This window comes from Calidithermus timidus DSM 17022, assembly GCF_000373205.1.
Lineage (GTDB): Bacteria > Deinococcota > Deinococci > Deinococcales > Thermaceae > Calidithermus > Calidithermus timidus.
Genome location: NZ_KB890697.1, coordinates 103,953 through 129,695, shown reverse-complemented (window position 1 = coordinate 129,695; position 25,743 = coordinate 103,953). Strand labels below are relative to the sequence as shown.

The following is a 25,743-nucleotide window of genomic DNA, read 5'->3' as shown; positions in this document are numbered from 1 at the left end:
GCGCGGGTCGTACGCCAAATACAAGACGCGAGGGCTGGGGAGGGGCAACCACGGGCCACAAGCTGACCGCTTCCCCTACCTCACCCCCGGCACTAGCAGCTTGCCCGCGACGGCGGCGGCCTTGGCCCCCGTGACCTGAGGCAGCACGTTGGGCAGGCCCAAAAAGCGCAGGTAGCCCAGGACGGCGAAGGCCAGGGCTTCGCGCACCTTGGAATTGTGGCCACGCTCCTCGAAGGTGTAGATGGGCACAGGCAGGAGTTCGCGCAGGCGGCGCATGAGGGTCTGGTTGTAGGCGCCACCCCCGGCGACCCAGACCTCGTCGAGGCCGTGCGGCAGTACGAAGCGCTCATAGGCCTGGGCGATGCTCCGGGCGGTGAGTTCGGTCAGGGTGGCCAGCAGGTCGGGGGGGGTGAAGCCCTCGGTCTCGAGCTGGTCCAGCCGCCAGATCTCCCGCCCGGTGGACTTGGGCGGGGGGCGCCGGAAATAGGGGTGGGCCAGCCAGGCCCAGAGCTTTTCCTCGTTGATTTTTCCCTTCTGGGCCAGCTTGCCGCCGGGGTCGTGGCTCAGGCCCACCCAGCTCGCCGCCTCGTCGATCAGGCAGTTGCCAGGGCCGGTGTCGAAGGCCAGCACGCCGGAGGGCTCGAGGCCACTCAGGTAGGTCAGGTTAGAGATGCCGCCGATGTTGTGGATGGCCCGCCGCACGCCCGCCTCGCCGTAGAGCAGCAGGTCGGGGTAGGGCACCAGCGGGGCCGCCTCGCCGCCCAAAGCCAGGTCGGAGGGGCGGAAGTCGGCGGCTACCGGAACCCCCAGCGCCTCGACCAGGTAGGCCGCCTCCCCAATCTGCAAGGTGGCTTGCGGGGGCTCGTGCCACAGGGTCTGGCCGTGGATGGCGGCGAGCTGGGCTCTCCCGGCGAAGGGGGTCGCGGCCTCGGCGTAGAAGCGGCCTAGGTCGTGGTGCAGCAGGGCCAGCTCGCGGGTCAGGCTCTCGCCGCGCAAAGCCCTCAGCAGCCGTTCGCGCAGCCCGGCGGGGAAGAGAGCCTCGCGGTGCTCGAGCACCCTCCACTCCAGGCGGGGAGGGCGCCCGTCGAGCTCGGCCAGCACCAGGTCCACCCCGTCTACCGAGGTGCCCGACATCAGGCCCAGGACCCTCACTTGCCCCCTTTGAGCTCGGCCACGAAGTCGTAGCGGTCGCCGCGGTAATGGCTGCGGGTGAACTCGAGCACGCTGCCGTCGGGGAGATAGGTCAGGCGCTCGATGTAGAGCACGGGGTCGCCGGGGCGGATGGCCAGGAGTTCGGCCACGCGGGGGAGGGCGGCTACCGCCCGCAGGCGCTGGAGGGCCCGCACCGGGCGCAGCCCGTGCAGGTCGAGGTAGGCGTAGAGCGAATCCTCCACGGCTTGGGGGTCGGGCAGGTAGCGCACGGGGAGGGCGGCGAGCTCGAGGGCCATGGGCTCGCCTTCGGTCAGGCGCAGGCGCTCCAGGCGGCTGACCTCGGCGGTAGGGGAGAGGCCGAAGGCCAGGGCTTCCTCGGGAGTGGCGCGGAAGATGCCCCGCTGAAGCCAACGACTGCTGGCCTTGAGCCCCCTGGCCGCCATGTCCTGGCTGAAGCCGGTGAGGGCGGTGAGGGTCTGCTCGACCCGCTGGCTGACGTAGGTGCCGCTGCCCTGACGGCGGATGAGCAAGCCCTCGTCCTCTAAGCGCTCGAGCGCCCGCCGCAGGGTGATGCGCGAGACCCCGAGCTGTTGGGCTAGCTCCCGCTCGGGCGGTAGGGCCTGTCCCGAGCGCCACTCCCCCGAAGCCAGGCGCTCACGCAGGGCGGCCTCGAGCTGGAGGTACAGGGGCGTGTGCGAGGAGCCATCCAGGTGCAACTTCATGCCTTGCCTAAATATACCACCTGACTACCAAAATTTCTCAACCCGTTGGGGCTTGCTAATCCACGCAAATCAGGGTATTTCTGCATAATACCACTTGAATACCAAAGCTCGAGCCACTAAGATCGGAAGGGTACGGATCTCAGCACGAGGAGGAGGCCCTATGCGGCGAATGGGATGGCTCTTTCTGGCGGTACTGATCGGATCTCTGGCCTGGGCGCAGACCCCGATGCGGGGGGGCACCTTACAGATCGCGGTGGATTCTTCCCCGGCGGGCCTCGACCCCCACGTGGCGACGGCCTTCGCCACCTTCGTGGTGATCGGCAACATCTACGAGGGGCTCACCGAGGTGGACGAGGGCCTGCGGGTGCGCCCGGCGCTGGCCGAGTCCTGGAAGGTGAGCCCCGACGGGCTGACCTACACCTTCAAGCTGCGCTCCGGGGTGATCTTCCACAACGGCCAGGCCTTCGACGCCAAAGACGTGGTGGCGAGCTTCAACCGCGTGCGTGACCCCAAGACCGGCTCGCCCCTCGCCAGCCGCTTCAACCTGGTCAAGGAGGTCCGGGCCAACGGCCCGCAGGAGGTGGTCTTCGAGCTCTCCCAGCCCTTCTCTCCCTTCCTCAGCGAGCTGGCCGGGCTTTCCATCGTGCCTTCGGAGTACGTCGCGGGCGGGGGCGACCTGCAGCGTCGGGCGGTGGGCACCGGGCCCTTCCAGTTCAAGGAGTGGGTGCCCGACACCTACATCCAGCTCGAGCGTAACCCGCGCTACTGGCGCCAGGGCCGGCCTTACCTCGACGCCCTGCGCTTTAACATCGTCCCCGACGCGGCCACGCGCCAGATCGGGATCTCCAGCGGCACCTACCACTTCCTGCCCAACATCGACCCCTCGCTGGCCGTGACCCTCAGGAACGCCCCTGGGGTTAGGCTCTACCAGACCCAGGACCTGGCCTACAGCCTGGTGGGGATGAACGTCAGCCGCAAGCCCTTTGATAACCCCAAGGTGCGCGAGGCCCTCAACTACGCCATCGACCGCAGGGCGCTGGTGCAGGCGGTGTACTTTGGCAACGGGGTTCCCGGTGGGCCGCTCTCGCCGGCTCTCAAGGGCTGGGCCTCGCCCACCTCGGCTTTCCCCTGCTACAACACCAACCCAGCCAAAGCCCGTGAGCTACTGCGCCAGGCCGGTTACCCTGGCGGGGTGGACTTCACCATCCTGACGCTGGGCTCAGTCAAGACCGTGGTGGACGCGGCCCAGGTCCTGCAAGCTCAGCTCGCCGCCGCCGGCTTCCGTGCCAAGATCGAGATTCTCGAGCTCGGCAAGTTCGTGCAGGAGTGGCGCAACTCCAACTTCGACGCCTTCGCCTCGCTCAACGGCGGCAGCGCCGACCCCGATGGCTACCTCTACCGCACCTTCTCCACCGGCGGTTCGACCAACGTCTTCAAGTACTCCGACGCCCGCGTGGACCAATTGCTCAACCAGGGCCGCATCGCCACCACCCTCGATGCCCGGCGGAGGATCTACGCGGAGTTGCAGGTGAAGCTGGCCTGCCAGGGGCCCATCGCCCACCTGGTCTACGGCACCCTCTTCTCGGCGGCCCGCGAGGGGGTGCAGGGCTTCAAGCCCGTCCCCACCCGCTCCTTGCTGTACCTGCGCGACACCTGGCTGGCACGGTGAGTGATGCTGCCCTACGTCGTACGTTCCTGGCTCTAAGGCCTACGAAGCCTGAGGCTCATGTTTGCCTATACCCTTCGTCGTCTTTTAGATCTCGTGCTGGTGCTCTTCGGGGTCTCGGTGCTGGTGTTCTTGATGATCCGGCTGATCCCCGGCGACGCGGTGCAGATCATGCTGGGGGCCAACACCGAGATCACCCCAGACCGCCTGGAGGCCCTGCGCGAGAAGCTGGGATTGAACAAGCCCCTGCTGGCGCAGTACTGGGACTGGCTCACCGGGGTGTTGCGGGGTGACCTAGGGCAGAGCGTGTGGACGGGAGCCCCCATCCGCGAGGAAATCTTTGCCCGGCTGCCGCTGACGCTCGAGCTGACGGTGCTTTCGTTGGCCTTTGGGGTCTTGCTCTCTATTCCCATTGGGGTTCTGAGCGCTTACTGGCGCAACTCCATGGGGGAGTACCTGGTGCGGTTGGTGGCTATCGCGGGCGTGACGGTGCCGTCGTTCTGGTTGGGAACGCTGTTCATCTACCTCTCCTTCAAGCTGTGGCCCGGTTTTCCCGCCATCGGTTATGTGCCGCTGGCCGAGGATCCCGTGGGACATTTCCAGAGACTTCTTTTCCCCGTACTGGCCCTCAGCCTGCCGCTTTTGGCGGGGCTCTCGCGGCTGCTGCGCTCGACCCTGCTGGACATTTTGGGCCAGGATTACATCCGTACCGCTCGATCCAAGGGACTCTCCGAGCGGATCGTTATGTACAAGCACGCCCTGCGCAACGCGCTCATTCCGCTGGTCACGGTCGTGGGCATTCAGGCGGGCTACCTCTTTGGTGGGGCTATCGTCGTCGAGCAGGTTTTCGCCCTGCCGGGCATGGGCCGCCTGATCGTGGGGGCCATTAACGAGCGCAATTATCCGCTGGTGCAGGGCACCATTTTGCTGGTCACGGCGGGCTTTGTGTTCATCAACCTGCTCGTAGACCTGGCTTACGCCTACCTCGACCCCCGTGTGGAGTACGCATGAGCGGCATTTGGAGCTCTGCTCGAGGCCTCCTGAAGAACCCGTTGGGGGCGCTTGGCCTGGGTTTGACCCTGCTGATCGTGCTCGGTGGCTTGCTGGCTCCCCTGATTGCGCCCTACGACCCCCTGCGGCAGGACATCCTGGCCCGCCTCGCCGGACCCAGCGCTCAACACTGGCTGGGCACCGACCAGTTCGGGCGCGATGTGCTCTCGCGGATCCTCTACGGCATCCGGGCTTCGCTCTTCGTGGCGGGGCTTTCGGTTGCGCTGGCACTCCTGGTAGGGGGCTTCCTGGGTGTCTCGGCGGCCTACTACGGCGGCCTCTACGACCGGCTGGTTATGCGGGTGATGGACGTGTTCTTGGCCTTCCCCATCATCTTGCTGGCCATCGGCATCATCGCCATGCTGGGGCCTAATCAGTCGAACACCGCCTTAGCCATCGGCATCGTCTACACCCCGATCTTCGCCCGGCTGGTGCGGGGCCCGGCCTTGGTGCTGCGCGAGAGCGAGTACGTCCAGGCGGCCCAGGCCCTGGGTGCTTCGACGGCGCGGGTGATCGGCCGCCACCTCCTGCCCAACTTGGCTTCGGTAATCCTGGTGCAGTCGACCCTCTCGCTGTCGACGGCCATCCTGGTGGAGGCTTCGCTCTCCTTTTTGGGTTTGGGCACCCAGCCCCCCACCCCCTCGTTGGGCCTGATGCTCTCGGAGGGGCGGGCTTACCTGACCCTCTCGCCCTGGACTTCGCTTTTCTCCGGATTGGCCATCCTGCTCGCCTCGCTGGGCTTCAACCTGCTGGGAGATGTGCTGCGCGACACGCTCGATCCCCGCCTGAAGGGACGCTAGAAGACCATGATCCACAACGCCACCCGAATCCTTCAATCCGCCATAGACTCCGGCCAGATCCCCGGCGCGGCCCTGGGGGTTGTGTGGGCCGAGGGGGAGGCTGAGCATTGGGTCTATGGCAAGGCCCAGCTCGAGCCGGAAAGCTTGCCGCTCGAGGCCGCCATGACCTTCGACCTCGCCAGCCTGACCAAGGTCATCTTCACGGTGCCCGAGGTGCTGCGCCTGGTTGAAGACGGGCTGGCCGACCTCGACGACCCCCTCGCGCGCTTCTTCCCCGAGATGGCCTGGATGCAAAACAGTGAACTCCCCAGGCGCACCCTGCGCCAACTCTTGACCCACACCGCCGGGCTGCCGGCCTGGGCTCCGCTGTATACCTGGAACTCGAGCCCCGAGCTCTTGAAGCAGCAGGTCCTTCAGCACCGCTGGGAGGTGGGTGAGCCGGGCCCGACGGTGTACTCCGACATCGGCTATATCCTGCTGGGACTTTTGCTCGAGCGCCTGCGCGGCAAACCCCTCACCGACTTTGCGCTGTCCTCGGGGCTCACTTGGAAGCCCCGGCCCGAGAACTCCGTCGCCACCGAGCGTTGCCCCTGGCGTGGGCGGGTGCTGCGGGGCGAAATCCACGACGAGAACGCCTTCGCCCTGGGGGGTGCGGGGCAAGCGGGGTTGTTTGGCAGTCTGGCGGGCGTCCTCGAGTGGGCCCGCTCCGTGCTCGAGGGCAGCCTGCTTTCGCAAGCCGCCCTCGAGGAGATGACCCGCCCGCAGACTGCTGAGCGGGCTTTGGGCTGGGTCCTGTGGCAGCCGGGCTTTAGCGGCGGAAGCCTGTGCAGTCCGCGCACCATCGGCCACACGGGCTTCACGGGCACCGGGGTGTGGATCGACCTCGAGCGCGGCTACGCCTGGGCGCTCCTCACCAACCGCGTCCACCCTGGCCGCCACAGGGAAAGCGGCATTGCCGAGCTGAGGCGGGCGGTAGGCAACGCCATCGCCGCCGAATGGAGGATGAGTTTGAGGTGAACACCGAATCCGCTAACCCACGTTATGCAGACCTCGACATCTGGGAGGCGGGGGAGATCCTCGAGGCCCTGCTGGAGCGCCAGTTCGTCGCCGTCGCGGCGGTGCGGGCGGTGCGCGGGGAGATCGAAGCCGCCGCCCTGGCTGCTGCCCGGCGGCTGGGCCGGGGGGGAAGGTTGGCCTACGCCGGGGCCGGGACCAGCGGGAGGTTGGCCGTGCAGGATGGCACTGAGCTCCCACCCACCTACGGCTGGCCGCGGAGCCGCCTGCTCTACTTGCTGGCCGGGGGTGAGAAGGCCTTGCTCTCCTCGGTCGAGGGGGCGGAGGACGATGCCAGAGCAGGCCGTGAGGCCGCTTCGGTGTTGGGTGCAAACGACGTGCTGGTGGGGGTGGCAGCCAGCGGGCGCACCCCCTACACGGTGGCGGTCATCGAGGAGGCGCGCTCGAGGGGTGCCCTCACCGTCGCCATCGCCAATAACCCAGGCACCCCCCTGTTATGCGCGGCAGAGCATGCCATCTGCCTCGACACCGGCCCCGAGGTGGTGGCGGGCTCGACCCGTATGGCCGCCGGGACGGCGCAAAAGGTGGCCCTCAACCTGTTCTCCACCCTGACCATGATCCGGCTGGGCCGGGTCTACGGCAACCGCATGGTGGAAGTCGAGCTGACCAACAAGAAGCTCTGGCGGCGGGGGGTGGCGATGCTGCGCGAGCTGAGCGGGGTAGAGCGGGCCGAGGCTGAGCGGGCTCTCGAGCAAGCCCAAGGTCGCGTGAGCCTGGCGGTGCTGCTGCTCAGAGGGGTGGGGCTCGAGGAGGCCCACCGTCTCTTGAGCCAGGCCGGTGGGCTGCGGGGGGCACTCGAGCGGCTCGAGCGGGAGGGGTGAATGGCTATGGGCCATCAGCGCATCTAGTGCTATGAGCGGGCAACTGGTATTAGAATGGTATACATAAGAAGGAGGAAATGGGATGAGTAAACGAAGAGCACTATGGCTAGTGGGGTTCTTGCTCCTGGGGGCCCTCGCCCTGGCCCAATCCAAGACCATCTCCAGCTACAGCAACCTGGGGGTGACGGGCGGCAAGGCCGGGGGCAGCCTGACCCTCGCGTTGGGCAGCGCGCCCCAGACGCTTTTCTACTATGGGGCCATCGACTCGGCCATCCAGACCCTCGCCAACCAGATGTTCGACGGGCTCATCGAGTACAACCTGGCTAACTACAAGATCGAGCCCGCCCTGGCGGTTTCCTGGCAGATCAGCGGGGGAAGCAGGGTCTACACCTTCAACCTGCGCCGGGGCGTGAAGTGGCACGATGGGCGCGACTTCACCGCCGATGACGTGGTCTTCACCTACAGCCAGATCGTGGCCAATCCCGAAGCCCGCGGCGGCGACGCGGGCAACTTCGCCGGGGTCAAGATCGAGAAGGTCGATACCTACCGGGTGCGCTTCACCCTGCCCAAACCCGCTCCGGCCTTCATCCACTACATGCGCCTGCCGATCATGCCCAAGCACAAGCTGGTGGGCTTCAGCCAGGAGGGGGGTAAGGCCCCGGCGGAGATCAACAACGCCTGGCCCACCAACGTCAACCCTGAGGAAGTGGTGGGCACCGGGCCGTTCCGCCTGCAGAGCTATACCCCAGGCCAGCAGGTTACGCTGGTGAAGAACCCCAACTACTGGAAGCGTGACGAGAATGGCGCTGTGCTACCCTACCTCGACCGCCTGCAATACCTCATCATCACCGACTCGCAGGCCCGCGTAGCCCAGTTCCTGGCCGGAAATTTGGGTCAGATCAACATCAGCGGCGCCGAATTCCCCGACCTCAAGCGCCGCGAGGTGCAAGGGGCTCCTTTCAAGGTGGTGCAGTTTCGCGCCCTCTTTGGCTCGCCCCCGCACTTGGCTTTCAACTACGACGCCAAGAACCCCGAGCTGGCCCGGCTCTTCCGCAACTCCGACTTCCGCCGTGCGATTCAGGCGGCAGTAAACCGCAACCGTATCATCGAGGACGTGTACAACGGCCTGGCCGAGCTGCCGGGCAACGGCGTGGCCCCCATCAGCGAGTGGTACTACGATACCCGCAAGCTCCTGGGCAGCTACGACCTCAAGGCCGCCAACGCCGCGCTCGACAAACTCGGCCTCAAGCGCGGTCCCGACGGCATCCGGCTGCTGCCCAGCGGGAAGCTGCTCGAGTTCACCCTCACCTACGGCTCCAACTCCACCGCCTTCACCGGTATCGCCACCATCCTGCAGAACGACCTGCGCCAGGTTGGGGTTAAGGTCAACCTCCAGGGCATCCTGGCCGCCAACCTGCTCTCCACCGGGCGCGGCAAGGACTGGGAGGCGATCATCCTGGGCCTGGGTGACCAGCCCGACCCCGAGCTGCGCACGCCCATCTGGAAGCCAGGCGGGGCGCTGTACTACTGGCACCAGTCCACCCAGCCCGCCACCCCCGAGGGCGCGCCGCAGTTCAACAACTTCCTGCCCTGGGAGAAGGAGATCTACGACATCTGGGAGAAGGCGGCCAGCACCACCAACGTCACCCAGCGCAAGGCGCTCTATGACCGCTGGCAGGCCATCTTCGCCCGCGAGGCCATGGTGATCATGATCGCCAAGGAGTACGCCGCGGGCGCGGTCTCCAACCGCTACGGCAACTACGTCTACAGCCTGGGCGTGATCCCCGGCTACAACCCCGTGCCGCTGATGTTCCAGAGGTAAAGGCCTCAGCTAGAGGGTGTGGGGTGCGTCATGCCCCACACCCGCACCCCTGCACCCGAACCCCGGCCTTCGTTTTATGTGGACCTTCGTTTTCAAGCGCTTTTTGATCGCGATTCCCACCCTGCTCCTGATCTCGGTGCTGGTTTTCGCCGTGATCCAGCTTCAGCCGGGGGGCTTCCTGGAGAACATGCTCGAGGACCCCCGCGTCTCCCGCGAGACCGTCGAGCGCATCCGCCAGCAGTACCTCCTCGACCAGCCGGTGTGGGTGCAGTACCTCAACTGGCTGGGCGGGGTATTGCGCGGGGATTTCGGCTACTCCTTCCTCAACAACCGCCCCGTCTCCGAGCTCATCTGGGAGCGGCTGGGGTGGACGGTCTTCCTGGCCGTGATCACCATCTTCGCGACTTGGGTCGTCGCCATCCCGCTGGGCATCTACACCGCCTTGCGACGGCACGGCTTCGGGGCCATGCTGGCTAACTTCATCGGCTACTTCGGCCTCGCCACCCCCGACTTCCTGGTGGCATTGCTGCTGATCTTCGCCGTGCTGAGCGCCGGGGGCACCAGCGTGGGTGGCCTCTTCAGCCCACAGTACATCGATGCGCCATGGAGTTGGGCGAAGTTCACCGACATGCTGAGTCACCTCTGGATCCCCCTCATCGTCATCGGCCTCGACGGCACTGCCGGCATCATGCGCCAGATGCGGGCCAACATGCTCGACGTGCTCTCGCAGGACTACGTGCGCACGGCCCGCTCGAAGGGCTTGGCGGAGCGGGTGGTGCTGTGGAAGCACGCGGTGCGCAACGCCATCAACCCGCTCATCAGTATCGCCGGGCTCTCGCTGCCCAACCTCATCTCGAGCACCATCATCGCCTCCATCGTGCTCAACTTGCCCACCATCGGCCCCTTCCTCTACGACTCCTTGCTCAACAAGGACCAGTACGTGGTGATGGCGCTGTTGATGATGTCGGCGGTGCTCTTGATGATCGGCAACCTGCTGGCCGACGTGGCCCTGGCCTGGGCCGACCCGAGGATCCGCTATGGATAGCCGCACACCCGACGCCGGAGTGACGTGGGAGGTACCCGAATGAGCGCCCCGGCCCTCCTTAAGCTCCGTTTCGACCCTGGCAGCCCGCTCTACCTGGCCTGGCGGCGCTTCCTCAAGAACAAGCCGGGCGTGGTGAGCCTGTGGGTGCTGGCGCTGCTGTACCTGATGGCCCTCTTCGCCGGCTTCCTGGCCCCTTATAACCTCACCACCCAGCACCCCGACGCCGTGTACCAGCCGCCGCAGCGGGTGCGGATCGTCCACGAGGGCAGGCTCACGCGTCCTTTTGTCTACCAGATGAAGAAGGAACGCGACCCCGTTACCTTCGTCAACACCTTCGTCGAGGACAAGACCCGCCCCACGCCCATCCGCTTTTTCATCCGGCAGGGCGAGCCCTACAGCTTTCTGGGGTTCAAAACCGACCTGCACCTCTTCGGCGTGCCGCTCTCCGAGGGTTACTTCTTCCCGCTGGGCAGCGATCAGTTCGGGCGGGATCTGCTCTCGAGGATCCTGGTGGGCTCGCAGGTCTCGCTCACCGTGGGGGTGATCGGGGTGCTGATCTCCTTCGCCATCGGCATTCTGATGGGTGGCATTTCGGGCTATTTCGGCGGTTGGATCGACACCGTCATCCAGCGCCTCATCGAGGTGTTGCTCTCCATTCCGCGTCTTCCCATTCTCATGGCCCTTTCCACCGTCATCCCGGCCTCCTGGCCCAGCACCTACGTCTACTTGGGGATCATCGCGGTGCTCTCCTTCATCGGCTGGGCGGGGCTGGCGCGGGTGGTGCGCGGGCAGGTGCTCGCCGCGCGTGACCTCGACTACGTGATGGCAGCCAGGGCCATCGGAGCCTCCGACCTGCGCATCATCCTGTGGCACATCACCCCCAACCTCACCTCCTACCTCATCGTCACCGCCACCCTGGCGCTGCCCGGCTACATCATCGGCGAGTCGGCGCTCTCCTTCCTGGGATTGGGCATTAAGGAGCCGATGGCGAGCTGGGGCCTGCTGCTGAAGGACGCACAGAACTTCCAGTCGCTCAACCTCTACCCCTGGCTGCTCACGCCCGGAATCCTGATCTTCGTAGCGGTGCTGGCCTACAACTTCTTCGGCGACGCGCTGCGTGACGCGGCGGACGTGCGGAGCGTGGACTGAGTTGCCGATAGCCCATAGCCAAAAGCGCGAAAAACGTATGGAGGTAAGCATGAACCGCAGAAACTTTTTGTCCAAGTCGGCACTGGCCTTGGGGGCGGGGGCTCTGGCCCCCCAGCTCCTCGCTAAGGCGATGGCCCAGCAGGGGCAGGCCAACGTCCCGCTCTCGCTGTTCCAGGAGATCGGCAAGCGCGGGGGTACGCTCACGCTGCCGCTGGGGGCCAGCCCGCAGAGCTTCAACTATTTCTCGGTCATCGACAACTTCGCCTACACCGTGCTCAACAACGTGCTTGACCGACTGATGCAGCTCGACCCCCTGACCTTCGAGCTCAGCGGTGTGCTGGCCGAGTCCTGGTCCTTCTCACGCGACGCCCGCACGGTTACGGTGAAGCTGCGGCGGGGAGTGAAGTGGTCGGACGGCACCCCCTTCACCGCCGACGACGTGCTCTTCACCTTCACCGAGGTCGCGCTCAACCCCAACCTGCGCGGTAACCAGGCCGCTACCCTCACCGTGGCGGGCACGCCGCTGAAGTTCGAGAAGGTCGACGACCTCACCTTCCGGGTCACCTCCGCCAAGCCCTACGGCGCGGTGCTCCAGGCCCTGACCTTCTCGCCCATCCTGCCGCGCCACAAGCTTGCGCAGTTCAAGCCCCTGCAGGACGCGCAGGGCTTCTCGAGGGCCTGGGCGACCAACACCGATCCCAAGGAGATCGTGGGCACCGGGCCCTTCGTGATCCAGAGCTACACCGTGGATCAGAAGGTTACGCTGGTGCGCAATCCCCACTCCTGGCGGCGCGATCCCCAAGGCAACCAACTGCCCTACTTCGACCGCCTCGAGTACCTCATCATCCGCGACCCCAACCTACAGGTTGCGCAGTTCCAAGCCGGCAACCTCGACTCGGTGCCCATCACCGGCGCGCAATTCCCCGACCTCAAGCGCCAGGAGGTGGCCGGGGCCAAGATCCGGGTGCTCAAGGGGGTGACCATCTACACTTCCCCGCCGCACTGGGGCTTCAACTTCGATGCTAAAAACCCCGAGCTTGTCGAGCTCTTCCGTAACCTCACCTTCCGCAAGGCCATGCAGGCCGCCCTCAACCGTCAGCGCATCATCGACGACGTGTACAACGGCCTCGCCAGCCTGCCCGGCCACGGGGTGGCCCCGGGCACCTTCTGGTACTACGACACCCGCTCCTACCTCGGCAAGTACGACCTCCAGTTGGCGTCGGGCTTGCTCGAGAGCCTCGGCCTCAAGCGCGGCCCCGACGGGCTGCGGCGCCTGAAGAGCGGGAGGCCGCTCGAGTTCAGCCTCACCTACGCCTCCGACTCCATCCCCATCTCGGCCATCGCCGCCATTTTGCAAAACGATCTGCGCCAGATCGGGGTCAAGCTCAACCTCCAGGGCATCCAGCAGAGCACCGTGCTCCCCACCGCCACCAGCGGCAACTTCGAGAGCATCATCGTGGCTTTCGGCGACCAGCCCGATCCCCAGCTGCGCAAGGACATCTGGCAGCCCGGCGGCCAGCTCAACTACTGGCACCGCTCGGTGTGGCCGGAGAAGGGCGGGGAAGAGCCCAAGTTCGGCGAGATGTTTGGCTGGGAGAAGAACATCTGGGAGATCTTCCGCCAGGCCGAACAGCTCGGCGACCAGTCCGAGCGCAAGCGGCTCTACGACCGTTGGCAACTGCTGTTCGCCCAGAACCTCCCCGTCATCATGATCGTCAAGCCCGATGCGGTGGCCGCGGCCCACGCCCGGCTGGGCAACTTCTTCGCCAAGGACAACCGCATCTTGCAGAGCAACTACACGATGTTCGAGAAATAGTTGCGCTATCGGCCCTATGACCGGACTCGAGCGCCTGTGCTCCGACCCCAGCCTGCTGCCCCGCCCCGGCAGGCTGGGCCTGCTGACCCACCCGGCAGGTGTGACCCGCGACCTCACCCCCTCGGCGGTGGCGCTCCTGCGGGCAGGGGTGCGGCTCGAGCGCCTGTATGGCCCCGAGCACGGCATCGACGGCTCCGGGCAAGCCGGGGAGGCGCCCGAGGTCGCCACCGACCGCCAGACCGGCCTGCCCACCCACAGCCTCTACCACAAGCAGATCCCCGAGATCGCTGAGCTCATCGCCCAGGTGGACACCCTGCTCGTGGACCTGCAGGACGTGGGGGCGCGCTTCTACACCTACGTCTCTACCCTGGTGCAGGTGCTCGAGGCCGCCCGGCAGACCGGAACCCGGGTGGTGGTGCTCGACCGGCCCAACCCCCTGGGCTCCGTGGTGGAGGGCCCCGTGCTCGAGCCGCGCTTCCGCTCCTTCGTGGGGGCGCTCGAGGTTCCCCTGCGCCACGGCCTGACCCTGGGGGAGTGCGCCCGCCTGGTGAACCCGCAGGCCCACGTGATCCCCTGCGACCCGCTCGAGCCCTTCGGCTACGGCGGCCTGCCCTGGGTTCCCCCCTCGCCCAACCTCCCCGACCTCGAGACCGCCCGCCTCTACGTGGGCACCTGCCTGGTCGAGGGCAGTGCGGCCTCGGAGGGGCGCGGCACGGCCCTGCCCTTCCGCCTCGTCGGCGCCCCCGGGCTCGACGCGGTGGCGCTGGCCCGGCGGCTCAACGGTCTCGAGCTCGGCCCGCTGCGCTTCCGCCCCGCCTACTTCACCCCTGCCCTCTCCAAGCACGCCGGGCAGCACTGCGCGGGGGTGCAAATCCACGTTCTCGAGCCCCTCGCCCGCGCCCTCCCCGTCGGGATCGCTCTGGTGGGCGCCTTGGCCGAGCAGGGCCTCGAGCTCAACCCCGACTGGTTGCAGAAACTCCTGGGGGTCCCCTTCGAGCCCGAGCTGTTCGTGCCGGAGAAGGCCCAGGAGCGCTGCCAGGCCTGGGAGCTCGCGGCTCGGCGCTACGCCCAGGAGCGGCTATCGGGCGCCTGGCTCTACCCCAGAGGCTAAGCGGTCGGCCAGCAACAGGGCCTGCTCGAGCGGCCCCCTCCTGGGTGGTCGGTAGCCCTCGGGCGGCCCGAGCTCCAGGAAGCGTTGGCTCAGCCCGCCCCAGACCCCGGCACTCCCGGACCCGCTCTCGGCCTGGAGTTCGCGCACGAGCCGGTGGCCCAGTGCGTGCCATTCGCGCAGCAGCGCGGCGGCGTGAGGATCGCTCGCGGCCTCGAAGGCCCAGGGCGCGAACTGCCCGTAGCCGCCTGCGCCCTGTCCCCGCGCCCACTCGATGGCCTCGCGCACGCTCGAGAAGCGCTCCTGCGCCCTCTGGGCCAGCGGGCTCGCCCGTCCGCTCTCCCAGTCTGCCAGGGCCAGCCGCAAGGCCTCGAGCCCCAGCCAGCTTCCCCCGCCCTGCTCGAGCGGGAAGCCCCAGCCCATGCGGCGGTACAGCCGTCCCTCTGGCCCCCGGGCCAAAGCGATGCAGCCGGTGCCCACGATGAGCAGCACCCCCGGTTCCCCGGCGAAGTAGGCGTCCAGCGTCAAGGTAGCGTCGCTCTGGGCCTCGAGCCGCGCGTAGGGGTGGGGAAAACCTTCGAAGGCCCGCATCTCCTCGGGCGTCGCCAGCCCTGCCACCCCGGCGTGCACGGCGCAACCCGCCAGCTCGGCCTCGAGCCCGGCCTCCCGGAAGGCGGCTTCGATGGCCGCGCGTAGCTCGCGGTGGGCGGCCTCGAGGCCCACCTGCCGCGGGTTGGCACTCCCCGCCGCGCCCTTGCCCAGCGCCTCGAGGCCCTCCGGCCCCCTCCGCGCCAGCACCGCCCGGACCGCGGTCCCCCCGGCGTCCACCCCCACGCGGTACAGGCTCATAGCCCGCGGCTGTGCGGGCGGTAGCCGCGCCAGGGCACGAAGCCGATCTTGCCGTAGAAGTCGGCCAGGGTGGTCCAGTCGATCACCATGCGTTCCACACCCAAGCCCTTGAGGTGCTGCACCCCGTAGCACAAGAGCGCAAAGCCCAGCCCCTTCCCCCGCAGGGCCCCGGAAACCCCGATGGGGCCGAGGCCGCCGTAGGCCGTCCCCAGCGCTTCCTGCCAGTAAATCCCCGGCCCGATGCGCCTCGAGCCCCGGTGGTACACGTGGGCGAAGCCCCACACCTGCCCCTCGCCCTCCAGCACCAGCACGTCAGCCGGGCCGGGCTCGACCTTCAGGCGCTGCTCGGTTTCGTAGAGCCAGCGCCCCGGAAAGGTGGCCTCGAGGAAGCCCAGCAGACTGGGCACCTGCTCTGGCTGGCAGGGGCCGATCCTGAGCCCGCTCGCCTCGAGCGCCTCCCGCGCGGCGGCGGGCAAGGCGTAGTCGGCCAGGTCGCGGATGAAGTCCTGCTCGAGGCCCGCCGCCTCGAAGCCATAAGCCTGTAGCAGTCCGGCCAGCGCGGCATCCTCGACCGGCACCCCGGGGAAGAAGTGGCTGGGGTCGCCGCCGTACTGCACCCGGGCGAAGCCCTCAGCGCGGAGGGTGTTGAGGCTGTACTCGAGCAGCTCCCGCCCCGCGTCCCCCTCCCGCCCCTCCTCCACGAGCAGGAAGCTGATCCAGGCGTTGTGCGGGTTCTGGTTGGCCCAGGAGGGCGGTGAGGGCGGCGTCTTGAGGCTCACCGCCCCCACGACCCGACCCCCTTCCTCGAACACCCGCGCCAGGTCCGCCCGGAAGTGCCGCGCGTCGCCTGCGGTCTGCTGCTCCCAGAGGGCCTTGTCCAGGGGGAAGCGCTCGCCCCAGCGCCGCCGCCAGAGCTCGAGGAGGGCCGTCTCGTCCGAGGGTTGCCAGGCACGAAGCATGCGTACCAAGCATATACCAACCCAGGACCAATTGACCGCCGTCGGGGGCTGCGGAAGGGTTAGGCCCCGTAGGGGACCCAGATGTTCTTGACCTGCGTGGCCTGCCGCAGGATCTCGTCCATGCCGGGCAGGGGGCCGCTCTCGGCCAGGGTCCAGGTGCGCTTCATGTTGCCGGCGCTGGCCTTTTCCACCATGGCCCGGCCCGCCTGGGGCCCGGCGTACCACACCACGTCCACGTCGTCGTGCTCGGCCAGGGTCTTGGCGAGCTCGTCGCGCTCGCCGGTGACGATGTTGAAGGTCCCGGCGGGCACGTCGGAGGTCTCGAGCACCTGGTAGAGGTCGGTGGCGCTCAGGGGATGGACAGGGGAGGGCACCACCACCAGCGTGTTGCCCATCGCCAGTGCGGCCCCGGCCAGCGTGGCAAGGGCGAGCAGGGGCTGGTCGTCGGGGCAGAGCAGGCCCATCACGCCGATGGGTTCGGGCACCGCCAGGGTGACGTTGCGGATGGGGGTGTTGTGCACCACGCCGTCGTACTTGTCGGCCCAGGCGGCGGCGGTGAAGAGGGCCTGGATCGAGGCTTCGACCTCGGCCATGCCATCTAAGCCGGTCTGGAGCTCGAGGCGGCGGGCGAACTCGAGGGCGCGGGCCTCCAGGTTCTCCGCCAGGAAGTACAGGATCTGCGCCTTGTTGTGCCCGGTGGTCCTGCGCCAGCCCTCAAAGGCCCCACGGGCTGCTTCCACCGCGTTGCGGATGTCCTTGCGGTTGCCCAGCCCCACCTCGCCGATGAGCTGCCCCTGCGGGCCATAGACCACCTTGCTGTAACCGCTGTCGGGGCGGGTTTGCTTACCGCCGATGAACAGCTTGGCGGTGCGGTCGATGGGAGGGAAGCCGAGGGCCGGGAGCCGAGGGTCGAGGGTCAGGGCATCTTGCGCCTTACGCTTTGCGTTTAGCGTCTTGCGTTCGGCGTTCGCTGTTGGGCGCTCGGCTTTCTTCACGTACTCCCACAGCCCCTCCTTGCCCCCCTCGCGTCCGAAGCCGCTCTCGCGGTAGCCGCCGAAGCCCGAAGCCGCGTCGAAGAGGTTGGTGCTGTTGATCCAAATGGTTCCGGCCTTGATCTGCGTCGCCACATCGAGGGCGAGGTTGATGTCCTCGCTCCAGATGCTCGCGGCCAGCCCGTAGCGGGTGTTGTTGGCGAGCTTGACCGCCTCCTCGGGGGTGCGGAAGGTCATGGCGGCGAGCACCGGGCCGAAGATCTCCTCCTGTGCGATGGTCGAAGCCGGGGCCACGCCCGTGAAGAGGGTGGGGGGATAGAAGCAGCCCTCGGTAGGTACGGCCCAACTGGGTTGCCACAGCTCGGCCCCTTCCTCCACCCCCTTCTGCACGAGTCGTTGGATCTTCTGAAGCTGCACCGGCGCCACGATGGCCCCGATGTCCACGGCCTTGTCCAACGGGTCGCCTACCCGCAGCTTTTCCATGCGGGCGCGCAGCTTGCGGTAAAGCTTTTCAGCCACGCCCTCCTGCACTAAGAGCCTGCTGCCCGCGCAGCACACCTGCCCCTGGTTGAACCAGATGGCGTCTACCACGCCCTCTACCGCGCTATCGAGGTCGGCGTCGTCAAAGACGATGAAGGGCGACTTGCCGCCGAGCTCGAGCGAGAGCTTCTTGCCGCTGCCCGCCGTGGCCCGTCGGATGATGCGCCCCACCTCGGTCGAGCCGGTGAAGGCGATCTTGTCCACGCCCTCGTGCTCCACTAAGGCCGCCCCGGTGCGCCCGTCGCCGGTGACGATGTTGACCACGCCCGCCGGCAGGCCGATGCTCTGGCAGATCTCGGCGAAGAGCAGGGCGGTGAGCGGGGTGAACTCGGCGGGCTTGAGCACCACGGTGTTGCCCATTGCCAGCGCGGGGGCGATCTTCCAGGCGAGCATCAAGAGCGGGAAGTTCCAGGGGATGATCTGGCCTACTACGCCCACCGGCGCGTAGCCCGAGAGCTCGCTCTCCATGAGCTGCGCCCAGCCGGCGTGATAGTAGAAGTGCCGGGCCACCAGCGGGATGTCGATGTCGCGGGTCTCGCGGATGGGCTTGCCGTTGTCGAGGGTCTCGAGCACGGCGAAGAGCCTCGAGTGCTTCTGCACTTGCCGGGCCATGGCGTAGAGGTAGCGGGCCCGCACGTGGCCGGGCGTCTTGCTCCAGGCGGCGAAGGCCTTGCGCGCGGCCTTCACCGCTTCGCTCACGTCGTCGGGGCCAGCCTGGGCGATGTCGGCGAGTTTTTGGGTATTAGCGGGGTTGATGGAGGCGAACCACTCCTGGGTGGAGGGGTCGCGCCACTTGCCGCCGATGAACAGCCCGAAACGCCCCTTGTGCGCCTCGATCCACTCGAGGGCGGGCTTAGCGGCTTCGGGCGCGGGGCCGTAGGGGAGGGTCTCGAGGAGTTCGGTGAGGGTCATAAGCTCCTTTCGCAAGTCTATGGCGAAGGCTTTTTGGTAGTGCACCGCCGTAGGCGGCTTTATCCCAGAGGCTGGTACTGCATCGAGGCGTAGCGCCCGTAGGCGAAGTGCTCGAGCTGCCGCTCGATGTCGTTGAGTAAGGCGCTCGCGCCGATGCGGAAGAGGTGGGGCTGCATCCACTCCTCACCCAGCTCCTCCTTCATCAGGATCAGCCAGTCCAAGGCCTGCTTGGCCGTGCGGATGCCCCCGGCGGGCTTGAAGCCCACCTTGTAGCCGGTCTGCTCGTAGAACTCGCGGATGGCCCTCACCATTACCAGGCTGTTGTGCAGCGTGGCGTTGATGGCCTCCTTGCCGGTCGAGGTCTTGATGAAGTCCGAGCCGGCCTGCATGCACACCATGCTCGCCCGCATCACGTTCTTCAGCGTTCCTAGCTCGCCTACGGCCAGGATGGCCTTCATGTGGGCCGGACCACAAGCCTCGCGGAAGTCGCGCACCTCGTCGTAGAGTGCCTTCCAGTTGCCGGTGAGCACGTGACGGCGCGAGATCACGATGTCGATCTCCGCCGCCCCCGCCGCCACCGAGGCCTCGATCTCCTTCAGCTTGAGGGCGTGGGGGTTGAGTCCGGCCGGGAAGCCGGTAGAGACGGCGGCGACGGGGATGCCCGTACCTTTTAGCGCCTCGACGGCGGTGGGAACCATCTCGTGGTACACGCACACCGCTCCCGTGGTGAGGGGTCTATGCGCGATCCCGAGCGCTTGCATCAACTCGGGCCGCAGGGGCTGGCGGGCCTTGGCGCACAGGCGCCGCACGGTGCCAGGCGTGTCGTCCCCCGAGAGGGTGGTGAGGTCGATGGTGGTGATGGCGTGCAGCAGCCAGGCCGCCTGCCACTCCTTCTTGACCGTGCGCCGGGTGGGAAGGGTCGCCGCCCGCCGTTCGACGGCGCTGCGGTTGACCAGCGCCCCCTCGACCGCCGAGAGGTCGAAGGAGGTGCCGGGGTTGCGTTCGTGGGGATGGGAAGGGGTTTTGGAGAGCGTGACCATTGTCACCTCGCAAACAAACGAGTGTTGGGATTATACCCCCGCTCCCCAGGCCGCAGAGCGCGGCTGCTTACGATGGAGAGATGGGCTCCGGGGCTTCGTTCACGAGTGCTATCCTCCCCAGGGCCGAAGCCTGGGGGAGGGGCTTACAGCAAGCTGCACACCTTTACCCCATACTCCAATGGGGACGGTGTAGCGCCGTGTACCAGGTGCGACAGGCATCCTGCTTGCGATGCAGTCGCTTTTCGATAAACGCAGGAGTGAGCGAGCGCCATTCTTTGGAAAGTTACGCGCAAACCGGCATGGGCGAGTTGGCCAATTGAGCCCAGGATAGGGTGAGGGGCTATCTTAATGAGCTCTTATGATGCTCTTTGGGGGCTTGAGGAGAGAATATGGCGCGTCGTCGCAAGGTCAATTCCCTTTTCCGCAGCAAGGGCCGCTCGAGCGAGTGGCGGTTGCTGTTGCTGCTTTTGCTTTTGGCTGGGGCCTGGCTGTACCAGTGGTGGCAGAAGAACCAACCTCCCGCGACCGTGGCACCGGTTCCAGGTGGAGCGCAGCTCGAGCTCTACCTCATGCCCGGCGACGGGGCGAAAGCCAAGGCGCGTCTGATTGGACTCATCGGCTCGGCCAGACGCCAGGTGGAGGTGGCGGCCTTCGAGCTCGACGACCGCGAGATTGGCCGGGCTTTGCTCGAGGCGGCGGCTCGAGGGGTGCGGGTGCGACTCTACACCGACCGCGACTACCGGCGTGAGGCCAGGGAAAGCCTACAGGCCAGCGGGCGAGGGGGCCGTGAGCGCTGCGAGGAAGTGCGGCGGGTTGCCGTCTGCTACGACGACCGCGAAGCGCTGATGCACCACAAGTTTGTGCTCATCGACGACGTGGGGGTCTGGAGCGGCAGCACCAACCTCACCTGGAACGCCTTTGCCCGCAACAACGAGAACAGCCTGTTCTTCCCCCTACCGGGGCTGGTGCAGGCTTACAGGGGCGAGTTCGAGGCCCTCTGGAGCGGCAGGGCTGAGGGGCGGGGGCTGCCCGCGAGCTTTCGCATCGGCACGCTCGAGGGGCAGGTCTTCTTCAGCCCTGCCGGGGGGACCGCCGGGCGCGCGGCCTTGCTCAAGACCTTGCGCCAAGCCCGCAAGGAGGTGCTGATCGCAGCCTACGTGCTCACCGACCGGGGCGTGCTCGAGGAACTCGAAGCCCTGCGGCGCAGGGGCGTGCGGGTGCGGGTAGTCATCGATGCGCGCAACCTGGTCAACTCCCTCGATGAGGAGATGAAGCGTGCGGGCATCGCAGTGCGCAAGGATGGTAATCCCTACACCCAGCACAACAAGGTGATCGTGCTCGACGATACCTGGGTGGTCACCGGTAGCTACAACTTCTCGGCTTCGGCCTACCGCTCCAACAACGAGAACCTGCTCATCCTCAAAAGCCCCGAGCTGGCTGCGCGCTACCGGAAAGAACTCGAGGCCATCTGGCGAGCGGGGGAGCCGTTGTGAGGCTGGACGCCGAACGCTTGCGGGTCGTACACAAAACGCCTTGTTCTAGCAAGGGGGCTGGGGGGATACCCCCTCCCCGCCAGCGGGAAGGGTAGGGTGGGGACGGGGTACAGCTATCTTTATGATGCTGTACTTACACCTTGCCCCTCATCGCTATACACTCTTACGGAGATGCTGTTGGACCCTGCCCGCTGGCCAACCCTGATCCTCGCTTCCCAGAGCCCGCGCCGGGCGCAACTGCTCGAGCGGCTGGGGCTGCCTTTCCAGATCCGTCCGGCTCACCTCGACGAGGAGGCTTCCAACCACCTCGCTCCCGAAGAACTGGCTCACACGCTGGCCCTGCACAAGGCCCAGGCGGTCTGGCGAAGGGGGGAGTGGGTGGTTGCTGCCGATACCGTGGTGGCCCTAAACGGGGTGCTGCTGGGCAAACCGGCCAGCGTGGCTGAGAACAGGGCTTTCCTGAAGCGGCTCTCGGGCCAGACGCACACGGTTTTCACAGGGCTGGCCCTTATCCTGCCCTCGGGCAGGGCTGTGGCTTTGGTAGATGCCGCCCAGGTGCACTTCCGGCAGCTAGAGGACTGGGAGGTTGAGTGGTACGCCTCGAGCGGGGAGGGCTTGGACAAGGCGGGAGGCTACGGTGTGCAGGAGCGGGGCATGGTGTTGGTGGAAGGAATCGAGGGTGATTTCTATACAGTGATGGGGCTGCCGGTTCGGCGGCTGTGGCAGCTCTTGGCCGAAGAGGGCTATTTCTCCGGTGAGAAAGGCGGAGCAGCTTGAGGGAGACCATCCTCCGCCGGCTGCTGTTCGTGGGGTTGCTGGGGCTGGCGCTACTGGCCTCGAGCCTCACCCGCCAGCTAGCCCCCACCCTGCCGGCTGAACTCTCTGCCCGGACTGCGCCGATCTTCGGCCTGGGCTACCGGCTGGGCTCCAACCTCCACGCCGCCATCGCCGCGCTCTACGACCGCCGCGACCTGCGCGCGGAGAACCGGGCCATGCGGCAGGAGATCGCCACCCTGCGGCTGGAAAACGCCCAGTTGCGCGAAGAGAACCGCCGCCTGAATGCAGCTTTGCAGGTGCGTGAACAGAAGGCTCTGGGGGCCAAAGCCATCGCCCCGGTGATCGACGAGGACCTCTCGGGCCTGTACCGCCGCCTGATCATTGGACTGGGCGAGAAGGATGGGCTCAAAGTGGGCGACCCGGTGGTGGCCACGGGCTCGGCGGGCCTGGTGGGGGTGATCGTGAGCGTCACCCCCAAAGAGGCCGTGGTGCGCACCCTGGTGGACCCGGAGTCGCGGGTGGCGATCTTGCTGCCGGGAAGGCGAGGTCGAGGGGTTGCGTTTGGGCAGCCTCCCCGATTGCTCAGGGTCGAGCTTTCTCCCGACGCTGAAGTCAAGGTGGGAGACCGGGTGGAATCCGGAGCCTTCCAGGGGCTTTATCCCCGTCTGCCGGTTGGCGAGGTGGTCGAGGTGCTGCCTCTCAAGCCGGGAGCGTTGAAGCGGGTGGTCATGGTCAGACCCCTGGTGCAGTTCTCGCTGCTGGAGGAAGTGATGGTGTTGCGCTCCCTCTAAAGTGCTACAAAGGGCAAATCCAAATATCGTTGTGAGTTTGGCATATGCGCGCGGTCCTTCTGATCCTCCTCACCTTCTTGCTGCAGGGCCTGGTCTCTGGCCTGATGCCCGCCGAGCTTGCTCCGCCCGACCTGCCTTTCCTGGCAGCGCTGGCTTTGGCCGGCTTCTATCCCATCCACACAGGCTTGCCGCTGGCCTTTGTCATCGGAATGCTTCAGGATTTGCTCTCCGCCGGGTATCCTGGATTGCACACGGTGGGGTTGCTTTGCGGGGTCTATGTCTACTACCGACTCTCCCGCAGCTTTCACCCCGACGAACTTCTGGGGCAGATCACCATTCTGGGAGGGAGTTTTCTCGCCAAGTGGCTGGGGTATGCCTTGATCGGATACTGGTTGCGTGGGGGGCCGTTCGGCTTTGCGGCCCTTACCGGGGTCTTCGCATCGGAGATCATCTTCACCCTGGGCCTGGCGCCCCTCTTGCTGGGCTGGGCTCGAGGCCTGTTGGGGGGCAGGCACCGTGAATAACCGCATCTGGCTCTTGCTGCTGGTCGTCTATGCTGTGCTGGGCCTCTACGCGGTACGGCTGTTCCAGCTCCAGGTTGTGCACTACGAGAAGTACGCCACCCGCAGCCAGGGCAACTACCTGCGCACCGAGACGCTACTCGCTCCGCGGGGCCGCATCTTCGACCGCAACGGCAAGCTGATCGCGGGCAATCGCCTGACCACCGACTTGGTCTATTCCGGAGGCGAAATCCTCTTCAAGGAGCGCATCCTGCGGCTGTTGGGGCTCAAGCAACTTCCGGAGGTGAGCCGGGAGCCGGTCACGCTCAAGGCCAACCTGCCCGAGAACCTGGTGCTGACGCTGGCCGAGCTCACCGCCGGGCAGGATAACCTGCAGCTGGTAGAGCGCCTCGAGCGCACCTATCCCCGCCCCATCTCCGGTCCGGTGCTGGGCTACGTGCTCTTTGCCAACAAGCAGGAAGTCGAAGACGAGGGTTACGACCCGCGTGAGCTGGTGGGGCGCACTGGCCTGGAGGCGGCGCTGGAGAAGTACCTGAGGGGTCGGAAAGGCCAGCGGGTGGTGGAGAAGAACGTGCGCGGCGAGCGGGTCAGCGAGCAGATCACCAAGGAGCCCGTGCCCGGCCAGGACGTCTACCTCACCATTGACATCGAGCTCCAGCAGGTGGCCGAGCGGGTGCTGCAGGAGAGCCTGGACAACATCAACAAGGGGCGCAGCAAGTATCACCTGCCGCTGGAGAGCGTGGTCAAGGGAGCCATCGTGGCCGTGGACCCGCGCACCGGCGAGGTGTTGGCCATGGCCAGCGTTCCCAGCTTCGATCCCGCCCTCTTTGCCCGCTATCCCCGCACTCCCGAGGACAACAAGAAGATCGCAGCCCTCAACTCCGACAAGTCCCTCCCCACCCTCAACCGCGCGGTGACGGCCTATGCGCCGGGTTCGACCTTCAAGCTCGTCAGCAGCAGCTACTTTATCGAGAAGACCAACATCACCCCCAACACCGTGTTTACCTGCAGCCCCTACATCAAGTACGGCGGCATCCGCAAGAACTGGTACGCCGGCAACATGGGCCCCATGACCGTGCGGGAGGCCATCGCCCAAAGCTGCAACACCTGGTATTATCAAGCCGCCATCGCTGCCGATCCTTACAAGACCGTAGACGGCATTGCCGAGTGGGCCAGCAAGTTGGGGATAGGCCGCCCTACGGGCCTCGAGATTGCCGAGGATAAGGGCTTTCTCCCCACGCGCCGGTGGAAGGAAGAGACTTTCAAAGAACCGTGGTACCCTGGCCAGTCGCTCTCGGTGGCCATCGGCCAGGACGCGGTGGAAGCTAGCCCGGTGCAGATCGCCCGGATGCTCACCACCATCGTCAACTCAGGCCGCCAGCCCGAGCTGCACCTGGTGCGCAGAATCGGCACCCAGGCCGTGCAGCCGCGCTTCACCCAGATCGAGGGCAAGTACTGGTCGGTGCTTCAGGAGGGCATGCGCAAGACCGTGACCTGGGGCACCGCCCGTCCGCTGATGGAGTCGCTCGAGGTGCCCACCGCGGGTAAGACCGGCACCGCCGAGAACGGCATGAGCTACCGCAAGGGCTACGGCTACACCCACGCCTGGTACATGGGTTACGGGCCCGCCGTACCCGGCGACCCCAGGCCACCACTGGTGGTGGTGGCTTTCTTTGAGAACGGCGGAGAGGGCTTCAACGTAGCCCTGCCCGCGGTTAAGCGGGTCATGGAGGCCTATTGGAAGATCGGCGAGTTCAAGCCCAAGCCGCCTGAGGCACAGCTGCAGGCTGTCCCGGCAGGGGATCGTCCGCCCGGTGCACAGCCGCAGGCTGTCCCGATAGGGGATCGTCCGCCTAAACTCCAGACGCCGTCAACGCCCGCTCCTTCGAACGCTGCCCGGTGAACGCCGATAGCCAAGCTGCGCTAAACGCAAGACGCTGGATGCTTTGCCTTTTGCCCCCGGCAAGGGTATAACTTTCCCGGATGCGCATCCGAGCCACCCTCAACGGCCTTTCACTTCGCCTCGATGGCAACGAGACGCCAGAGGCCTTGCGCAAAGCTCTGGCCGAGGTGCCTGAGTTGCCCCTCGAGGTCGAGGTCTCCGGACAAATCGGGGTGGAGGTGCTGGAGGTGCTGTGCGAGTTGGGGCGTGAGCGGGGCCTTAACCTGCGCCCTCCGCGGGGGGAGCGCTTCATCCCGTACACCGAGGTGGTGAGCCAGACTTTGCGGGCCGGGCAGCGCGTCGAGTCGCCCGGAACGGTGGTGGTGCTGGGCGACGTCAACCCGGGTGCCGAGATCATCGCCGGTGGCGACGTGATCGTGGTGGGGAAGTTGCGCGGCTTGGCCCACGCGGGGGCTGGCGGCAACGAGGAGGCCACCATATGGGCCACGGCCTTCGAGGCCAAGCAGATTCGCATCGCCCATCACGTGGCCCAGGCTCCTGACGACTCCCACACCACCAGGAGTCCGGAGCGGGCCAGGGTAGCCGAGGGGCGGATCGTGCTCGAGCCGTGGGGAAAGCGCTAGGCTCTGGACGCTGCTGGCCGGTTTAGCTACCCGCTGTCAGCTATACCAAAAACGCCCATTTTTGCTTCGTGGTTTCCTCTACGTGGCCGTACGTGGGGGGAGTAGGGTTTGGATTGAG

22 protein-coding genes are annotated in these 25,743 nt (G+C 66.7%); 16 read left to right on the top strand and 6 right to left on the bottom strand.

Annotation, left to right across the window (positions count from 1 at the left end; genetic code table 11):
- Positions 1-75 precede the first annotated feature (75 nt).
- Together B047_RS0109705 and B047_RS0109700 are read right to left on the bottom strand one after the other, a co-directional pair.
- Complete coding sequence (locus tag B047_RS0109705) at positions 76-1,152, bottom strand: anhydro-N-acetylmuramic acid kinase (RefSeq protein ID WP_018466764.1); 1,077 nt, start codon at positions 1,150-1,152, stop codon at positions 76-78.
- Positions 1,149-1,874 (bottom strand): GntR family transcriptional regulator, encoded by a 726-nt coding sequence (locus tag B047_RS0109700; RefSeq protein WP_018466763.1) that lies wholly within the window; start codon positions 1,872-1,874, stop codon positions 1,149-1,151. Before B047_RS0109700 ends, B047_RS0109705 begins: the two co-directional genes overlap by 4 nt.
- Positions 1,875-2,034: 160 nt before the next feature.
- Between B047_RS0109700 and B047_RS0109695 the strand changes: the two genes are divergently transcribed.
- From B047_RS0109695 to B047_RS0109650, 10 genes are all read left to right on the top strand, one after another.
- Entirely contained in the window at positions 2,035-3,543 is a 1,509-nt protein-coding gene (locus B047_RS0109695; protein ID WP_026234778.1) for an ABC transporter substrate-binding protein, read from the top strand.
- A gap of 57 nt (positions 3,544-3,600) precedes the next feature.
- The gene (locus B047_RS0109690) at positions 3,601-4,551 is read left to right on the top strand and encodes an ABC transporter permease (RefSeq protein WP_018466761.1); all 951 of its coding nucleotides are present in this window, start codon (positions 3,601-3,603) and stop codon (positions 4,549-4,551) included.
- Positions 4,548-5,390, top strand: a complete 843-nt coding sequence (locus B047_RS0109685) for an ABC transporter permease (RefSeq protein ID WP_018466760.1) — start codon at positions 4,548-4,550, stop codon at positions 5,388-5,390. The genes B047_RS0109690 and B047_RS0109685 overlap by 4 nt, the downstream gene beginning before the upstream one ends.
- A gap of 6 nt (positions 5,391-5,396) precedes the next feature.
- A complete protein-coding gene (locus B047_RS0109680) occupies positions 5,397-6,407 on the top strand; it encodes a serine hydrolase domain-containing protein (protein WP_018466759.1) in 1,011 nt (336 codons plus the stop codon).
- Positions 6,404-7,285, top strand: a complete 882-nt coding sequence (locus tag B047_RS0109675) for an N-acetylmuramic acid 6-phosphate etherase (RefSeq protein WP_040779704.1) — start codon at positions 6,404-6,406, stop codon at positions 7,283-7,285. Before B047_RS0109680 ends, B047_RS0109675 begins: the two co-directional genes overlap by 4 nt.
- An 82-nt stretch (positions 7,286-7,367) precedes the next feature.
- A complete protein-coding gene (locus tag B047_RS0109670; protein ID WP_026234777.1) occupies positions 7,368-9,107 on the top strand; it encodes an ABC transporter substrate-binding protein in 1,740 nt (579 codons plus the stop codon).
- Between the two features lie 76 nt (positions 9,108-9,183).
- Complete coding sequence (locus tag B047_RS0109665; protein ID WP_018466756.1) at positions 9,184-10,152, top strand: ABC transporter permease; 969 nt, start codon at positions 9,184-9,186, stop codon at positions 10,150-10,152.
- A gap of 39 nt (positions 10,153-10,191) precedes the next feature.
- A complete protein-coding gene (locus B047_RS0109660) occupies positions 10,192-11,301 on the top strand; it encodes an ABC transporter permease (RefSeq protein WP_018466755.1) in 1,110 nt (369 codons plus the stop codon).
- Positions 11,302-11,350: 49 nt separating this feature from the next.
- A complete protein-coding gene (locus tag B047_RS0109655; protein WP_040779700.1) occupies positions 11,351-13,117 on the top strand; it encodes an ABC transporter substrate-binding protein in 1,767 nt (588 codons plus the stop codon).
- A gap of 16 nt (positions 13,118-13,133) precedes the next feature.
- Complete coding sequence (locus B047_RS0109650) at positions 13,134-14,228, top strand: exo-beta-N-acetylmuramidase NamZ family protein (protein ID WP_018466753.1); 1,095 nt, start codon at positions 13,134-13,136, stop codon at positions 14,226-14,228.
- Here B047_RS0109650 and B047_RS0109645 read toward each other — a convergent pair.
- From B047_RS0109645 to deoC, 4 genes are read right to left on the bottom strand one after another with little or no spacing between them, the layout of a single operon-like run.
- Positions 14,196-15,074 carry a glucosamine kinase nucleotide-binding domain-containing protein gene (locus B047_RS0109645; RefSeq protein ID WP_018466752.1) on the bottom strand — a complete coding sequence of 293 codons (879 nt, stop codon included), beginning with the start codon at positions 15,072-15,074 and terminating at the stop codon, positions 14,196-14,198. The genes B047_RS0109650 and B047_RS0109645 overlap by 33 nt on opposite strands.
- Positions 15,071-16,033 (bottom strand): GNAT family N-acetyltransferase, encoded by a 963-nt coding sequence (locus B047_RS0109640; RefSeq protein WP_018466751.1) that lies wholly within the window; start codon positions 16,031-16,033, stop codon positions 15,071-15,073. Before B047_RS0109640 ends, B047_RS0109645 begins: the two co-directional genes overlap by 4 nt.
- A gap of 59 nt (positions 16,034-16,092) precedes the next feature.
- A complete protein-coding gene (locus tag B047_RS0109635) occupies positions 16,093-18,477 on the bottom strand; it encodes an aldehyde dehydrogenase family protein (protein ID WP_018466750.1) in 2,385 nt (794 codons plus the stop codon).
- Between the two features lie 59 nt (positions 18,478-18,536).
- Positions 18,537-19,517, bottom strand: coding sequence for a deoxyribose-phosphate aldolase (deoC, locus tag B047_RS0109630; RefSeq protein ID WP_018466749.1), 981 nt, complete (start codon positions 19,515-19,517; stop codon positions 18,537-18,539).
- Positions 19,518-19,906: 389 nt separating this feature from the next.
- Here deoC and B047_RS0109625 point away from each other — a divergent pair, with 389 nt between their 5' ends.
- The 6 genes from B047_RS0109625 (at position 19,907) to minC (ending at position 25,625) form a co-directional block, all read left to right on the top strand.
- Positions 19,907-21,010: a phospholipase D-like domain-containing protein gene (locus B047_RS0109625; RefSeq protein ID WP_018466748.1), complete on the top strand. Its 1,104-nt coding sequence runs from the start codon at positions 19,907-19,909 to the stop codon at positions 21,008-21,010.
- A 171-nt stretch (positions 21,011-21,181) separates the two neighbouring features.
- Positions 21,182-21,787 carry a Maf family protein gene (locus B047_RS0109620; RefSeq protein WP_018466747.1) on the top strand — a complete coding sequence of 202 codons (606 nt, stop codon included), beginning with the start codon at positions 21,182-21,184 and terminating at the stop codon, positions 21,785-21,787.
- Positions 21,784-22,578, top strand: a complete 795-nt coding sequence (mreC, locus tag B047_RS0109615) for a rod shape-determining protein MreC (protein WP_018466746.1) — start codon at positions 21,784-21,786, stop codon at positions 22,576-22,578. Before B047_RS0109620 ends, mreC begins: the two co-directional genes overlap by 4 nt.
- Before the next feature lie 44 nt (positions 22,579-22,622).
- Positions 22,623-23,102 carry a rod shape-determining protein MreD gene (gene mreD, locus B047_RS0109610; RefSeq protein WP_018466745.1) on the top strand — a complete coding sequence of 160 codons (480 nt, stop codon included), beginning with the start codon at positions 22,623-22,625 and terminating at the stop codon, positions 23,100-23,102.
- Positions 23,095-25,002: a penicillin-binding transpeptidase domain-containing protein gene (locus tag B047_RS0109605; protein ID WP_018466744.1), complete on the top strand. Its 1,908-nt coding sequence runs from the start codon at positions 23,095-23,097 to the stop codon at positions 25,000-25,002. Before mreD ends, B047_RS0109605 begins: the two co-directional genes overlap by 8 nt.
- Positions 25,003-25,082: 80 nt before the next feature.
- On the top strand, positions 25,083-25,625 hold the full coding sequence (gene minC, locus B047_RS0109600; RefSeq protein WP_018466743.1) for a septum site-determining protein MinC: 543 nt from the start codon (positions 25,083-25,085) through the stop codon (positions 25,623-25,625).
- The last annotated feature ends 118 nt before the right edge of the window (positions 25,626-25,743 follow it).

What these genes read in the sequence shown, in the direction of transcription:
- B047_RS0109620 (WP_018466747.1), top strand. Translation starts at nt 21,182, where the DNA reads ATGCTGTTGGACCCTGCCCGCTGGCCAACCCTGATCCTCGCTTCCCAG.
- B047_RS0109655 (WP_040779700.1), top strand. Translation starts at nt 11,351, where the DNA reads ATGAACCGCAGAAACTTTTTGTCCAAGTCGGCACTGGCCTTGGGGGCG.
- B047_RS0109665 (WP_018466756.1), top strand. Translation starts at nt 9,184, where the DNA reads ATGTGGACCTTCGTTTTCAAGCGCTTTTTGATCGCGATTCCCACCCTG.
- mreD (WP_018466745.1), top strand. Translation starts at nt 22,623, where the DNA reads ATGCGCGCGGTCCTTCTGATCCTCCTCACCTTCTTGCTGCAGGGCCTG.
- B047_RS0109645 (WP_018466752.1), bottom strand. Translation starts at nt 15,074, where the DNA reads ATGAGCCTGTACCGCGTGGGGGTGGACGCCGGGGGGACCGCGGTCCGG.
- B047_RS0109650 (WP_018466753.1), top strand. Translation starts at nt 13,134, where the DNA reads ATGACCGGACTCGAGCGCCTGTGCTCCGACCCCAGCCTGCTGCCCCGC.
- B047_RS0109670 (WP_026234777.1), top strand. Translation starts at nt 7,368, where the DNA reads ATGAGTAAACGAAGAGCACTATGGCTAGTGGGGTTCTTGCTCCTGGGG.
- deoC (WP_018466749.1), bottom strand. Translation starts at nt 19,517, where the DNA reads ATGGTCACGCTCTCCAAAACCCCTTCCCATCCCCACGAACGCAACCCC.
- minC (WP_018466743.1), top strand. Translation starts at nt 25,083, where the DNA reads ATGCGCATCCGAGCCACCCTCAACGGCCTTTCACTTCGCCTCGATGGC.
- B047_RS0109640 (WP_018466751.1), bottom strand. Translation starts at nt 16,033, where the DNA reads ATGCTTCGTGCCTGGCAACCCTCGGACGAGACGGCCCTCCTCGAGCTC.
- B047_RS0109635 (WP_018466750.1), bottom strand. Translation starts at nt 18,477, where the DNA reads ATGACCCTCACCGAACTCCTCGAGACCCTCCCCTACGGCCCCGCGCCC.
- B047_RS0109680 (WP_018466759.1), top strand. Translation starts at nt 5,397, where the DNA reads ATGATCCACAACGCCACCCGAATCCTTCAATCCGCCATAGACTCCGGC.
- B047_RS0109700 (WP_018466763.1), bottom strand. Translation starts at nt 1,874, where the DNA reads ATGAAGTTGCACCTGGATGGCTCCTCGCACACGCCCCTGTACCTCCAG.
- B047_RS0109685 (WP_018466760.1), top strand. Translation starts at nt 4,548, where the DNA reads ATGAGCGGCATTTGGAGCTCTGCTCGAGGCCTCCTGAAGAACCCGTTG.
- B047_RS0109690 (WP_018466761.1), top strand. Translation starts at nt 3,601, where the DNA reads ATGTTTGCCTATACCCTTCGTCGTCTTTTAGATCTCGTGCTGGTGCTC.
- B047_RS0109625 (WP_018466748.1), top strand. Translation starts at nt 19,907, where the DNA reads ATGGCGCGTCGTCGCAAGGTCAATTCCCTTTTCCGCAGCAAGGGCCGC.
- B047_RS0109695 (WP_026234778.1), top strand. Translation starts at nt 2,035, where the DNA reads ATGCGGCGAATGGGATGGCTCTTTCTGGCGGTACTGATCGGATCTCTG.
- B047_RS0109660 (WP_018466755.1), top strand. Translation starts at nt 10,192, where the DNA reads ATGAGCGCCCCGGCCCTCCTTAAGCTCCGTTTCGACCCTGGCAGCCCG.